Below are 13,218 nucleotides of genomic sequence, written 5' to 3'. Positions count from 1 at the left end.
ATTTTTGAGTTGTTAAACGAGGTTAAATGCATAAAATGTGGTATAATTGCCTGATAATAAAAACACTATATAAAGAAAGATAATATTTTAATGCGAGAATTACTGTCTAAAAAGAGCCACAGACAATTAGAACTATTAGAACTACTATTTAAAAACAAACGCTGGTTTCATATTTCTGAGTTGGCTGAACTATTGAATTGTACAGAACGTTCAGTAAAAGATGATTTATCCCATGTCAAGTCTGCGTTTCCTCAATTGATTTTTCACTCGTCCACTAATGGCATACGTATCATTAACACCGATGATAGTGATATTGAGATGGTCTATCACTATTTTTTTAAGTATTCAACCCATTTTTCAATTTTAGAATTCATCTTCTTTAACGAAGGATATGAAACTGAGAATATTTGCAAAGAGTTTTATATAAGCTCTTCTTCACTCTATCGTATAATCAGTCATATTAACAAAATCATAAAAAAACAATATAATTTTAAAATTAGTCTCAATCCTGCTCGGATTACTGGAGATGAGATTGATATCCGTTATTTTTTTGCACAATATTTTTCGGAAAAATATTATTTTCTTGAATGGCCCTTTACAGATTTTTCAGTAGAATCTTTGTGTAAGCTGTTAGCACTGGTCTATAAAGAAACTGCATTTCCTGTCAACTTCGCAACTCAAAGAATGTTAAAATTGCTCCTAGTTACAAATTTATATCGAATAAAGTTTGGTCATTTCTTGGAAGTTGAGAAAGATTCTTTTAACAATCAATTGTTAGAATCTTTCATGCAAGCAGAAGGAATCGAAGACATTGTAGCGAGCTTTGATTCTGAATATCATATCTCTTTGAATAAAGAAGTGATAGGTCAACTATTTGTCTCCTATTTTCAAAAAATGTTTTTCATTGATGAAAATCTATTTATGAGCTGCGCAAAAACAGACAGCTATGTAAAAAATTCGTATCAATTATTAAGTGATTTAATTGATCAGATAGAAAGCAAATATAATCTAAAAATAGACAATAATGACAATCTTATTTGGCATTTGCATAATACAGCACATCTGCACCGCCAGGAACTATCTACAGAGTTTATTCTGTTTGATCAAAAAGGGAATACAATCAAGAACTTTCAAAATATTTTCCCTCAATTTGTCTCAGATATTAAAAAAGGGATTGAACATTATCTAGAAACTTTGGATATCCATAGCACACCAATGAAAGTCAACCATCTATCCTATACTTTTATCACTCATAGCAAACATTTAGTGCTGAATCTTTTACAAAATCAGCCTAAATTAAAAGTTTTAGTCATGAGTAATTTTGATCAGTATCATGCAAAATCAGTAGCAGAGACACTTTCTTATTATTGCAGCAACAATTTTGAGCTTGAAGTTTGGAATGAATTAGAACTATCAATCGATTCTTTAAAAGAATCACCTTACGATATCATCATTTCTAATTTTATTATTCCACCCATTGAGAACAAGAGACTGATCTATTCCAATAATATTAATACGGTCGCACTCATCTCCTTACTTAACGCAATGATGTTTATTCGCTTAGATGAGTGATTTAGATTATTTTTATAACAAAAAACCGCAATCAAGCGGTTTTTATTCATCTATTAGGGCAATTTGAAGAAAAAGGACATAGTCCTATTTAATAGAGAACTAGAGACTTTTGATTATTATTTGTCTAACTTTGTGGGAGCCGTACATTATTTAGTACGTATTCTTTCTCTTGTTTTTACAAAACTCTGAGCAAGCCTATTCAAACAAGCCATAATAATCCGCAATGGTCATCTTGGCTTTCTCATCTTTGTTTAAGTCCTGAATAATTTGCCCGTCTTTCATAACGATTAGTCGGTTGCCGTATTTGAGGGCATCCTCCATGTGATGGGTAATCATGAGGGCTGTGAGGCGGTCACGATTGACAAATTCATTGGTCAGCTCCATCAAGGCTACACTGGTCTTGGGATCCAGCGCCGCAGTATGCTCATCCAGAAGCAAAAGCTCTGGACGCTTGAGCGTTGCCATGAGCAAACTCAAGGCCTGTCTTTGCCCACCAGAAAGAAATTCAATCGGTGTATCCAGATGCTTGTCCAGACCATTGCCGATTTTCTCAATCGTCGCCTGAAACTCTTCCTTGTAACTGTTGAGCCCACGGGGCACCAAGCCACGCTTTTCACCTCGGAATTTGGCGATAAGAAGATTTTCCGCTACTGTCATCCGCGGAGCCGTTCCCATCTTAGGATCCTGAAAGACACGAGACAGGTACTTGGCCCGCTTTTCTGGTGAAAAATGAGTGACATTTTCACCCAAGATATGAATGCTGCCGCTGGTCAGAGGGAGAGTGCCGGCAATGACATTGAACAGGGTTGACTTTCCTGCACCGTTTCCACCTAAAATCGTAATAAAATCATGCTCGTGAATATCTAAAGAAACATCATTTAGGATGATTTTTTCTTCATCAAAGCCGCTCTTTACAAGCTTGGTTGCATTTCTTAATTCTACAATCGCTGTCATTTGCTTAACTTGGCTCCTTTAAAGAATTTATTTTTCAGGGTTGGAATCATGAGACAGACGGCCAGAATCACCGCGCTGTAAAGACGGAGATAGTTGGTGTTGAAGCCGAGAGCAATAACGCCCCAGATCAAGAACTGATAGGCAATCGCACCAACGACAATGGTGATCAGACGCTCTGCCAAGGTCAGACTCTGGAAGAGCACCTCGCCAATGATAAGACTGGCCAGACCGACAACGATTACTCCAATCCCACGGGACACATCCGCATAGCCTTCCTGTTGGGCAATCAGCGCCCCAGCCAGAGCAATCAAGCCATTTGACAGAATCAGTCCCATCAACTCCATACGGCCGGTATTGATCCCAAAACTGCGAGCCATATCCGGATTATCTCCGGTCGCGATATAGGCCTGCCCTAGCTTAGTATCCAAGAAAAAGAGCAGGGCAGCAATCACCAAACTGACAAAAATCAAACCAGTCAAGAGGGCATTGACTTCCCCTGAAAAGGGCAGAACATCCTGAATCTTACTGCTGCCTAAAAGCCCCAGATTGGCACGGCCCATCAGCATCAGCATGATAGAGTGGCAGGAGGTCATGACCAAAATCCCAGAAAGCAGAGTCGGAATTTTCCCCTTGGTATAAAGCAGACCTGTCACTGCACCCGCTGCACAGCCCGCTAAAACAGCCGCTGCTGTTGCTAGAAAAGGATTGACTCCCTTGGTAATCAAGGTAACAGCCACCGCCCCGCCCAAGGGGAAGGAGCCTTCTGTCGTCATATCAGGAAAGCCCAGAATCCGGAAGGTCATAAAAATACCTAACCCCAGAACAGCCCAAACCAATCCCTGAGAAATAATGGAAAGAATCATAACATTGTCCTAACTAATTAAAATCGTTTCTCTATTTTAACATAAAAAAGGAGCCAATTTCAATGCCGATGTGCAGACAAAGAAATTGACTTCCTAACTATTCCTCAACAACTGTCATTCGACCAGTATCTACATCGTAAACCGCTCCTGAGATTTCTACATCAGCTGGAATCAGTGGTGACTGCCGCAGCAAGGCCATATCCTCGCGCACACTATCCTCTACATCTGTAAAGGGCAAAAAGTCCTGATTGCTGACATCGACACCTAGTTCTTTATGAAGATAGGCTGTAAACTCCTCATTCTTGAAGGTCTGTGCCCCGCAGTCTGTATGGTGCAAAACTACTATTTCCCGCGTTCCTAGCTGCTGCTGCGAAATAACCAGCGAGCGAATCATGTCCTCCGTCACCCGACCGCCGGCATTGCGCAAGATATGGGCATCTCCTAGTGCCAGTCCTAGAGCCTGGGCTACGTGGAGCCGAGAGTCCATACAGGTTACAATGGCTACCTTGGTCTTGGGCTTGATCGGCAGATGCGATGTTCCATGCAAATCAACATAAGCTTGATTGGCCTTCATAAAATTTTCAAAATATGACATTCTTTCCCCTCACTAGTACTTTGTTATTCAAATAATTTTATATTATCTTACCATCTTTTCTGCTATTTGTCAGCTGTCGGCTTTGTTATAAAAAAATAGGACAGATAAATCCAGCATCTAGCCTGATCTTCTGTCCTAATTTTATTTCTTATGAGCTTCTTGGAATAAACTTGCTGAGGGAGCCTGCAAAGGTTTGAAGATTGAGACTTTGAACATAGACTTCACCAGTACCTTGGAAGGTGTTGACTACTCCTTCACCCGTTCCGATAGACTGCCAGAAGCCATTTTCTAGATGGATATTATAATTCAAAGACTGGCTCCAAGCTACTACATGGGCATTGTCAATTGTTACTTCCTGGTTATGAAGCTCAATTTTTTAATAGATCCAAAAGCATTGGCCAAAAGAGTGCCCTGGCCTTGGGTTGTCATGACGAAGAGACCGCCTTGGCCGCCGAATAGTGCTTTCCCAACAGACTGGCGCTCCATGGTATAGTAAGCCGTACCATCAAGGGCAAGAAAGGCACCGTCATTTAGGCGATATTGCTTTTCACCTAGCTGAAGAGGAATGACTTGACCAGGAGAATCTGGTGACAAAGCAAGGTAACCATTGTCAGACTGGGCAACCGCTTGGGTAATAAAGGTACTTTCGCCAGAAACCATCGAACGCCCCACAGCCTTGACAAAACGTCCCAAGCCAGAACCGTTTGCATTGAGCTGAGTATTCAGGGTCACATTCGGCGTGTGGTAGACCATGCTGCCACGCTGGATAAAGACGGTTTCTCCTTGATTGAGCGACAACTCAACCAAAGGAAACTGCATATTACTATCCATAGAAAATCGCATAAGAAATGCCTCCTTGTTTTTCTAAATTATAACAACAATAAAATATTTTTGCAATCTAAAACAGAGTAAATTTATTAGGAAAATACTTTCTTTAAGACTTCCCCAATCGTCGTCACACCGATGACTTGGATATTGTCTGGAACTTTGAGACCGTTCAGAGAGTTTTTAGGGGCGTAGACTTTGGTGAAGCCCAGCTTTGCTGCTTCGTTGATGCGCTGCTCGATGCGATTAACCCGACGGATTTCACCAGTCAGGCCAATTTCACCGATAAAGCACTCTTGAGGATTTGTAGGCAGATCCTTGTAGTTGGAAGCAATAGCTACCGCTACTGCCAAATCAATCGCTGGCTCATCTAGCTTGACGCCGCCAGCAGACTTGAGGTAGGCATCTTGATTTTGCAGGAGAAGCCCTGCCCTCTTTTCCAGAACTGCCATGATGAGACTGGCTCGGTTAAAGTCCAGTCCAGTCGTGGTTCGCTTGGCATTGCCGAACATTGTCGGTGTCACCAAAGCCTGTACCTCTGCTAAAATCGGCCGCGTCCCTTCCATGGTTACAACGATGGAAGAGCCTGTCGCGCCGTCCAGCCGTTCTTCCAGAAAGACTTGGCTGGGGTTGATAACCTCAACTAGCCCGCCAGATTGCATTTCAAAAATTCCAATCTCATTGGTTGAACCAAAGCGGTTCTTGACTGCTCTCAAGATACGGAAAGTGTGCTGACGTTCGCCCTCAAAATAAAGCACTGTGTCCACCATGTGCTCTAGCGTTCGGGGGCCAGCTAAGGTTCCTTCCTTGGTCATGTGACCAACGATAAAGGTCGCGATATTATTGGTCTTAGCTAGCTGCATAAGCTCAGCTGTCACCTCTCGGACCTGAGAGACAGAGCCTTGAACACTGGAAATTTCAGGCGACATGACCGTCTGAATGGAGTCGATAATCAGAAAATCTGGCTTGATTTTCTCAATCTCCGTGCGGATATTTTGCATATTGGTCTCGGCGTAGAGATAAAATTCACTGTCAATATCACCGAGGCGTTCCGCCCGCAGCTTAATCTGCTCAGCTGATTCCTCCCCGCTGACATAAAGGACTGTGCCCTGATGAGAAAGCTGGGTGGATACCTGCAGAAGCAGGGTGGACTTCCCGATACCGGGATCTCCACCAATCAGGACCAGACTGCCAGGCACTATACCGCCCCCCAGCACACGATTGAACTCGTCCATTTCTGTCTTGATACGGTTGACATCAATCGAAGTGACCTCAGCCAGCTTCATGGGCCGGGTCTTTTCGCCCGTCAAGGAAACACGGGCATGCTTGACTTCTGCAGCCTCTACTTCCTCAATAAAAGAAGACCAAGATCCGCAGTTAGGACAGCGGCCTAGATACTTGGGCGAATGATATTCACAATTTTGACAGACAAAGGTCGTTTTTTTCTTAGCTATAATAATTCTCCTTCTACGGTTACTCCGACAGAATGCCACTTATACAATGTATTTTGAAATTTCTTCTGGTTGGCAACTCCGACAGCAGACAAATCGACAGAAACCTGATAATTCTCCTTGACAGCTGCCAAAACGGAAACCTTGACACAGCCATTGCCATCTACCCCTATAAACTCTATGCTTTTAGCACCATTTCCCTCTAAAAAATCTTTTAAATCTGGATTAGTAAAGCAAGAAGCTCGACGCTTCTCAAAGATACGAGAAGATACAACCAGCAAGCCGGTCGCAAATTTCTTCTTTCTATCTTTTCTCTCCCAGAAAAAACGATTGAGAATATAGATAACTCGGTCGCTGGGATAGGTAGCAATTTTGTCATTTACAGCTGCAGTCAGTTCTTCATGATATGCTTTTCCTACAGCAACATAATCTGACTGCATGTCTACAACTAATAAATAGTCTGCCATTTTATTCCTCTACTTCCTCAATAAAAGAAGACCAAGATCCGCAGTTAGGACAGCGGCCTAGATACTTGGGCGAATGATATTCACAATTTTGACAGACAAAGGTCGTTTTTTTCTTAGCGATGGTGATTCTCCTTATTTTCTAATAATCCAAACAAAAGTAGATAAGACCTGACACACTTGCTCTATATTAGTAAAGCCAGCCTCTTCTAGTAGGTTTGCAACTTCTTGAGGCGAGAGGGAATTCATCAAACTAGCTTGATTCTTATAAGTACGCTGAATTTGTTGCTGATTGGCTCCCAATTCAGAAGCAAGTGTTTTCCAATAGCCCAGTTGCTGGTTGGAAAAAAAGCTAAGAATTAGAAGGCCACCTTCACTTAAAGAGTCATAAATTTTTCGAAGAAAAAAACTGGGATTTTCAACAAACTGCAACACTAGCAAGCAAGAACAAATCTGATAAGCAGAGGGCAGTATTGCTTCTTCAAATTGACTATTAAGATACTCCGCTTGAGGAAGATGAACCTGTCTTTTAAGCTCTTGTAGCATCGCCTCACTTGGCTCCACAACCGTCAACCCTGCCTTAGGAAATAAGGATGCCAAACCATTCAACTCATCCGTCTGGCTTGCCAAAGCTAACACCTTGTCGACTTTTAAACTGGGTGCTAACCTAAGCAATACTCCTCGGAAAATCACATCTAGCATCACATCATAGCCTGGAATTTTCTGACGAATTTCTATTGCATAGTCCTTATTCTTAAATTCTTTCATATTTTCTTCTATCTCTAAATCCTTTTGTTAAGATTCTTTTTACAACGAAAAATTAAAACTTCAGTTCACATTTAACAAACTGGCAAAAATCAATCTGCTCATCAGACACAAACTGGCGGATGAGCATGCGATGGGCTACAAGAGCTACCGTCTCGTAGTCTCTGTATTGGCTTAAGGCACGGAAAAAGCGAGCTTTCATCTGCTCAGCCGTTTCATACTGGACAGGACTTCTTGCAGGAAGACAACCACTATTTTCAAAAAACAACTCCCGAGCCTGCTCAAACTTTTCTATCCCACTCTCATATACCTGCCATTCATGCAGCAAAGGCTCCACAAAAAGCGGCAGTTGGCGGTCTCGAATCAAATAGGAGGCCGTCTCCAAAGCCCGAGTCACAGAAGAGGAGATTAGAATTTCCGCCTGTTCTAACAAAGGATTAGCAGCGGCCTCTGTCGCCATCTGGCGACCAGCAGCCGACAAGGGAGCCAAATCTAGTCCAAAGTCAGTGTAGCCACCCTCTTCCAAAAGTGAATAATCTGGCTCTCCGTGGCGGATAAAAATGATTTTCATACTAATGCCCTGTCGATCCAAATCCGCCGGTCCGCACACCTTCTGCCTCATCTCCATCCGCAATCAGAAATGGTGCAAAGACAGCCTGCACCACACGTTCGCCAACTTCGAGGACTACTTCCTGATCAGTGATGTTTTTCATCTGAGCAAAGATATGGCCTTCGTTTCTAGGATTGCCATAGTAGTCGCCGTCAATGACCCCAACGGAGTTAATCAAGACCAAGCCTTTTTTACGAGGATTGGATGAGCGGTCGTAAAGATAAAGCACCTCACCCGGCTGCATATAGGCCTTGACACCAGTCGGAACAAGCTTAATCTCCCCTGGCGCAATGAGGGTGCGCTCTGCCACTTTCAAATCGTAGCCAGCTGCGTGAGCTGTCTCTCTCTTAGGCAGCAAATCTTCATTTGTAAAGCTGGAAATCAGCTCGAATCCGCGAATTTTCGTCATATTTTCTTTTATTATCCTTTCAAACGTTGATTTAATAAGGTTTATAACCTTTGTAAGTAAGTTGTTTTATAAATTTGTTCACCTTTTTGTGGACTTATAGATTATTTATAGCTTTTTCATAATATGAAACAGCCTCTTTCTCTTTGTCCTTGGAGAGGTGACTATACACATCTAAGGTCATGGATATATTAGAATGTCCTAACCTATATTGCAACTCCTTGTAGCTGATACCAGCATTCAGCAATAAACTAGCATGAGTATGGCGGAAAGCGTGACAAGTAAATCGTGGGATACCCAAAGTCTCGCAACGCTTGTCAATAATCTGCTGGAGAGAATGCCTTGGCAGATAATCTCTAACCGTAGTGGCAAAGACGACAGACGGAGCTCGCGCCCCAACTTCCAAGAACATTAGGCGCTGACGATTCTGGTACTGTCTCAGCATAAGCGTAGTTTTGGGATCTATGCTTATCTTTCGAGTACCTGCTTTTGTCTTTGTTTCCCCTATCATCCTAATTTCTTGGCTGTAGGTTTTACTGATTGTGATTGTCTTTTCCTTTAGGTCAATATCCGACCATTCCAGGGCTGCTAGCTCTCCAATGCGGCAGCCTGTGGCCAGTAGCAACTTAAAGACCACAAAGCGGTAATAATGCTTGTAACTCTTTGTAGATAGTTTTTCAGCGTAATCGATAAACGCCTTTAAGTTATCCGGCTCTATGAACTTAACAGCTTCTCTGCCTTTCTTTTGCTTCTTAGGCAGAATCACATCACGCGCAGGGTTAGAGGTCAACAGTTGCAAAGTTACTCCATGCTGCAGTATTCTTCTGTTAATTGAGTTGATTTCCTTGAAATTTACAAGTTTAGGAGCTAACTGATTTATAAACTCTTGAATGCTGCTAGGTGTTATCTTATCTATCTTCATACTCCCAAACTCAGGGATAAGATGATGATTAACTTGCCTCCTGGTTACTGCAAATGTTTGCGGTCTAACTGTAAGCTTGTGACTTTCTAGCCATAGGGCAGCAAGCTCTTTGTAGGTCTTGACCTGTACTGTCTTTTTGACTGTCGATCCATTAGTTTTAAAATCAAACTGCGCGTGCTGGGCTTTGCTCTTAACCTCTTTCCTTGTCCGTCCAGTGATACTAGTCTTTACTTTCTTACCTGTTACCTGATCCACTCCCAGATAAACACTTGCTCGGTACACTTTGCTACCGTCTTTCTTTTTGACTTCTACTATTTTCATGATATACCTTTCCATCAGCAGGCAAGCTATTATTAAAAAGGTTTTAGATTGAATTAGGTTTATATCATGCGAGAAGCTACGAGATGGCCTCTCTATTCGATTTTAAAAGGTCGGTCGATAAAATATACCAGAGATAAAAACAAGGGCTTAAAAGAGCTTATATTGCGTTTTAAGATATAGAGCTATTCTCCTGACAAGGTTTCGAGCTTGTCTTTTTTATCATTTATTCTTTCTTCCATTATGGCGATTTTCTCTTGATAGTCATTGACTTTGGAAAGGTCGCTATTCCTGTCATTCACATAGTAGTTAATCTCGTTTTGGATTTCTTGTGCAGAAGCAGGGGCATTGAATGAATTGAAAAAGTCAATCATTTTCTTACAATGCTTAGCGTGCGCTTTATAATATTTCAATTCCATCCGGTATAGTTCCAATTCAAAATGCTCTTTATTCCAATTTGGAAAGTCAATATCAAGATTGGTCGGATACTGTTTCACAGAATGAATTTCCCACAACGCTTTGTACTTCTCATATAACTCTTGTCCTTTTTCTGTCAGTAAGGTTTTATCTCCTACATCAGCAATTAGACCTTTTGACTTGAAAATGCGAGTTAGTTTCTCTGCGTTTAAATTATAGTCAGAAAAGAAATACTTTGGAATAGAGACAGTCGATTTTCTTCCGTTCTTTGGTTTTCCCCACCAGACTAACAAAAGCAGTTCTCTAAGTTTAAAATTTTCATCAGTAACATAAGTATCACTATAATTTGGGAAAGTATGATCTCGGCCGTATATTTTAGAAATATCAGGGTCGCTGCTCAAAAGTCTATAATACTCTGGAGTGTAATAGTCTATTCCCCTAATACTATAACTGCTGGGTGCTATCTTATCCCGTTTACCAAACAGTGCGCTAAAAAATCCCATAATAACCTCCTAATGCCCACCAACGAATTTCAGATACTTAGCTTGTATCATGATTTCATCGGTGGTTGTTTTAATTTATTTTTGTACAAAAGCAGTCCAGCACTAAAACTGGCTCATTCTCTCCCTTTCGTCATCTAGTGACTGCTGCAATAAGTTAGCCAGCCCTTGGATGTTTTGAGCAGCTAAAAGCTCCATATACTCCGCTCTGTCATCCTTACTGATAATGACCGGAGCGCCTAGGTACTTCATAGCTAAGTACATAAGAACCAAGCGGCCAGTACGTCCATTCCCATCGCTAAAAGGGTGAATACGCTCAAACTGGATATGCGTATCAGCCAGTATCTCTAATATCTCACGCTCACTCTTTGCCATATCCAGCCTATAAGCTGTATTGTCCGCCCATTGAGTCATCAAAAAAGGCGTTTCCTCTGGTGAAGCTGTATTAAACTCCGCCCCTATGATGGCATTCTGAACAGTTTTAAACTGTCCTCTATCGTGCTGCAGGCGGTCTGTCAATAGCGCATGGAAATCTTGCACCAGCCCCACAGTCAAGGGAGCGTTATTAGCCAAGCTATCCAGCAACAAAGAAAAAGCCTGTTTGTGGTTCTCTATCTCATAGAACTCTCTGATACTCTTATGCTTCCCTGGCAAGGTGCTTTCCAAGATGATACTGACCGTTTCAGGAAGAGATATAGTGTTGCCCTCAATCCCACTGGAATGGTAGGCCATACGGATCAGAATATCATCCAGATAATCTTGTTTATAGGTCATTTAGTTTCCTTTCTGTCTTTAGTGTGTTTAATATGGCTGACTTGTATAAGTTTTAGAAATCACGCGCAGATAAGAAAAAGTATAAATTCTTCTGTGACAATCCCATTTTACTCCTGTCAAATTCTATGATTTTAATGAAATCATTTTTAAAATTTCAGAAGCCTGTGCAAGCATGTTATACACCTCAGATTTATTTCCATCGATTTCTTTTGAAAGTTCGCTAATTGCTATCAAATCTTTCTTTCTCAATTTTTTATTTTCATACTTTGCTAAGGACGCCCCTTGTATATCCAATAAGATATCTAATAATTGGTTAATGTGGTATGAAGCTAGAGCACAAGAAGAAACTAAGTTAAGATTTTCTAACTCTGACTTCTCTTCTTCAATTAACTGATAAATTTTTTGGCGTTCTTCTTCATTTGCCTCAATATGTTCTTCAGGCAAAAAATGATGTTCCATTTCTTTCAGATTCTTAATATCAGAATATCCAAGTAAATAACTTTCTGATACATCAAAATAGTCTGCTAGCTTTTTAGCATTTTTCTTTCGAATAGCTGTTTCATCATTTTCCCAGCGTTGTAATGTTCTTAGGTTTACTGCTAATTGTTTAGCTAATTTGTCTTGCGATAACCCCTTTTTCTCTCTCAATTCTTTAATTCTATTCATAAGCAAAAATTACCTTTCAAATAAATTATAACTTACAACGGCAATAAAAGCCATAAAAAGAGCAATAAAACACAAAATTAGTTGACTTACGTAATTTAATGTCGTATAATTAGATTAGATAACGGCAATAAAAGCCGTAGAAAGGAGAGTGCATAATGCTGATCACGCTTGAACTAGCAGAAAAAGTACGTGTAAAACGTGCAAAAAAACAGCAAACAAAAAAGGCGGTTGCTGAACTTTTAGGAATTAAACCACAGACCTATACTAAGGTTGAAAACGGCGACTATGACGCACCTAAGCGCATCTATCAAGTAGTTATGAATTGGCTAGTAGAAGACTGTTAATAGAAAGGAGTACCCAATGAACCTAGTCTACATGGACGGTAAGAAAGAGCCGTACACCACAAGCGAGATAATCGCAGAATGTGCTGAAGTACAACACCACACTGTAACACGCCTACTAAGAAATCACAAAGAGCGATTTACGGCGTTTGGATTTTATGGATTTGAAATCCATAAATTAGACGGAAAAGGACGACCTAAAAAGGTCTATCGTTTAAATGAACAACAAGCTACACTACTAATCACTTACTTAGACAACACACCGCAAGTTGTTGAGTTCAAGACAAATCTTGTCAAAGCATTCTTTGAGATGCGGGACGAGCTAGCAAAGTTTAAGCTGCAGCGTGCTTTAGAAAAGCCCAAGCGTAAGACTTTGCATGACAGCATTGAGAATTGGGGACAAAAACCAAAGCATCCGCATAGCACCATTACAAACCTTTTGCTAAAAGGCACTAGCGGGATGAATAAAAAGCAACTAGTGGCAGCGCGAGGCGGTCTTACAGGCATTGATAGCTTAACCAGTGATGAGCTAATCAGATACCAAGCCTTGGAAGATATGGCTATCGCTATGATTGGCTTAAATATGAGCTATCAGGATATCAAGTCTATGGTATTCAGGCCAAAAGAAAACGCACCACAAGGCGCGTGAGAGCAACAAAAAAGCCTTAACAGACGACCAAATCAGCAAGGCTTTCACACTATCACCAAAACAAATTAACAAGCAGGCAAGCTGTTATTAAAAGGGTTTTAGTAAAGATTTTATAGCTAAATTATA

15 protein-coding genes and 1 pseudogene are annotated in these 13,218 nt (G+C 41.0%); 3 read left to right on the top strand and 13 right to left on the bottom strand.

The genetic code is table 11. The features are described 5' to 3' along the window. The first annotated feature begins 90 nt into the window (after positions 1–90). Positions 91–1,572: an aspartate aminotransferase gene (locus tag FFV08_01325; GenBank protein QLB51437.1), complete on the top strand. Its 1,482-nt coding sequence runs from the start codon at positions 91–93 to the stop codon at positions 1,570–1,572. Positions 1,573–1,767: 195 nt separating this feature from the next. On the opposite strand, the gene FFV08_01320 is transcribed toward FFV08_01325, so the two are convergent. The 13 genes and pseudogenes from FFV08_01320 to FFV08_01260 form a co-directional block, all read right to left on the bottom strand. Next, positions 1,768–2,526 carry an ABC transporter ATP-binding protein gene (locus tag FFV08_01320; GenBank protein ID QLB51436.1) on the bottom strand — a complete coding sequence of 253 codons (759 nt, stop codon included), beginning with the start codon at positions 2,524–2,526 and terminating at the stop codon, positions 1,768–1,770. Further along, positions 2,523–3,389, bottom strand: a complete 867-nt coding sequence (locus FFV08_01315; GenBank protein QLB51435.1) for an ABC transporter permease — start codon at positions 3,387–3,389, stop codon at positions 2,523–2,525. Before FFV08_01315 ends, FFV08_01320 begins: the two co-directional genes overlap by 4 nt. A gap of 97 nt (positions 3,390–3,486) precedes the next feature. Next, positions 3,487–3,984 (bottom strand): carbonic anhydrase, encoded by a 498-nt coding sequence (locus FFV08_01310; protein QLB51434.1) that lies wholly within the window; start codon positions 3,982–3,984, stop codon positions 3,487–3,489. Positions 3,985–4,132: 148 nt separating this feature from the next. After that, positions 4,133–4,827 (bottom strand): annotated as a pseudogene (locus tag FFV08_01305) (TIGR00266 family protein). Between the two features lie 74 nt (positions 4,828–4,901). Then, complete coding sequence (radA, locus tag FFV08_01300) at positions 4,902–6,302, bottom strand: DNA repair protein RadA (GenBank protein ID QLB51433.1); 1,401 nt, start codon at positions 6,300–6,302, stop codon at positions 4,902–4,904. Then, positions 6,260–6,727, bottom strand: a complete 468-nt coding sequence (locus tag FFV08_01295; protein ID QLB51432.1) for a cysteine hydrolase — start codon at positions 6,725–6,727, stop codon at positions 6,260–6,262. Before FFV08_01295 ends, radA begins: the two co-directional genes overlap by 43 nt. 132 nt (positions 6,728–6,859) lie before the next feature. Beyond that, the gene (locus FFV08_01290) at positions 6,860–7,492 is read right to left on the bottom strand and encodes a class I SAM-dependent methyltransferase (GenBank protein QLB51431.1); all 633 of its coding nucleotides are present in this window, start codon (positions 7,490–7,492) and stop codon (positions 6,860–6,862) included. A 52-nt stretch (positions 7,493–7,544) separates the two neighbouring features. Further along, a complete protein-coding gene (locus FFV08_01285; protein ID QLB51430.1) occupies positions 7,545–8,060 on the bottom strand; it encodes a histidine phosphatase family protein in 516 nt (171 codons plus the stop codon). A gap of 1 nt (position 8,061) precedes the next feature. Further along, positions 8,062–8,508, bottom strand: coding sequence for a dUTP diphosphatase (locus tag FFV08_01280; protein ID QLB51429.1), 447 nt, complete (start codon positions 8,506–8,508; stop codon positions 8,062–8,064). A 94-nt stretch (positions 8,509–8,602) separates the two neighbouring features. Further along, complete coding sequence (locus FFV08_01275) at positions 8,603–9,748, bottom strand: site-specific integrase (protein QLB51428.1); 1,146 nt, start codon at positions 9,746–9,748, stop codon at positions 8,603–8,605. 182 nt (positions 9,749–9,930) lie between these two features. Then, positions 9,931–10,665, bottom strand: a complete 735-nt coding sequence (locus FFV08_01270) for a hypothetical protein (GenBank protein ID QLB51427.1) — start codon at positions 10,663–10,665, stop codon at positions 9,931–9,933. Between the two features lie 102 nt (positions 10,666–10,767). Further along, a complete protein-coding gene (locus tag FFV08_01265; GenBank protein ID QLB51426.1) occupies positions 10,768–11,436 on the bottom strand; it encodes a Fic family protein in 669 nt (222 codons plus the stop codon). 123 nt (positions 11,437–11,559) lie between these two features. Next, a complete protein-coding gene (locus FFV08_01260; protein QLB51425.1) occupies positions 11,560–12,102 on the bottom strand; it encodes a helix-turn-helix transcriptional regulator in 543 nt (180 codons plus the stop codon). Positions 12,103–12,257: 155 nt separating this feature from the next. On the opposite strand from FFV08_01260, the gene FFV08_01255 reads away from it, so the two are divergent. Further along, complete coding sequence (locus FFV08_01255) at positions 12,258–12,446, top strand: helix-turn-helix transcriptional regulator (protein QLB51424.1); 189 nt, start codon at positions 12,258–12,260, stop codon at positions 12,444–12,446. A 16-nt stretch (positions 12,447–12,462) separates the two neighbouring features. After that, a complete protein-coding gene (locus FFV08_01250) occupies positions 12,463–13,092 on the top strand; it encodes a Rha family transcriptional regulator (protein ID QLB51423.1) in 630 nt (209 codons plus the stop codon). Positions 13,093–13,218: the final 126 nt, after the last annotated feature.

Origin of the sequence: Streptococcus sanguinis (assembly GCA_013378335.1) — a bacterium.
Classification (GTDB): Bacteria; Bacillota; Bacilli; order Lactobacillales; family Streptococcaceae; genus Streptococcus; species Streptococcus sanguinis_I.
The sequence above is the reverse complement of the archived record's forward strand: the minus strand, read 5'-3'. Positions and strand labels throughout refer to the sequence as shown.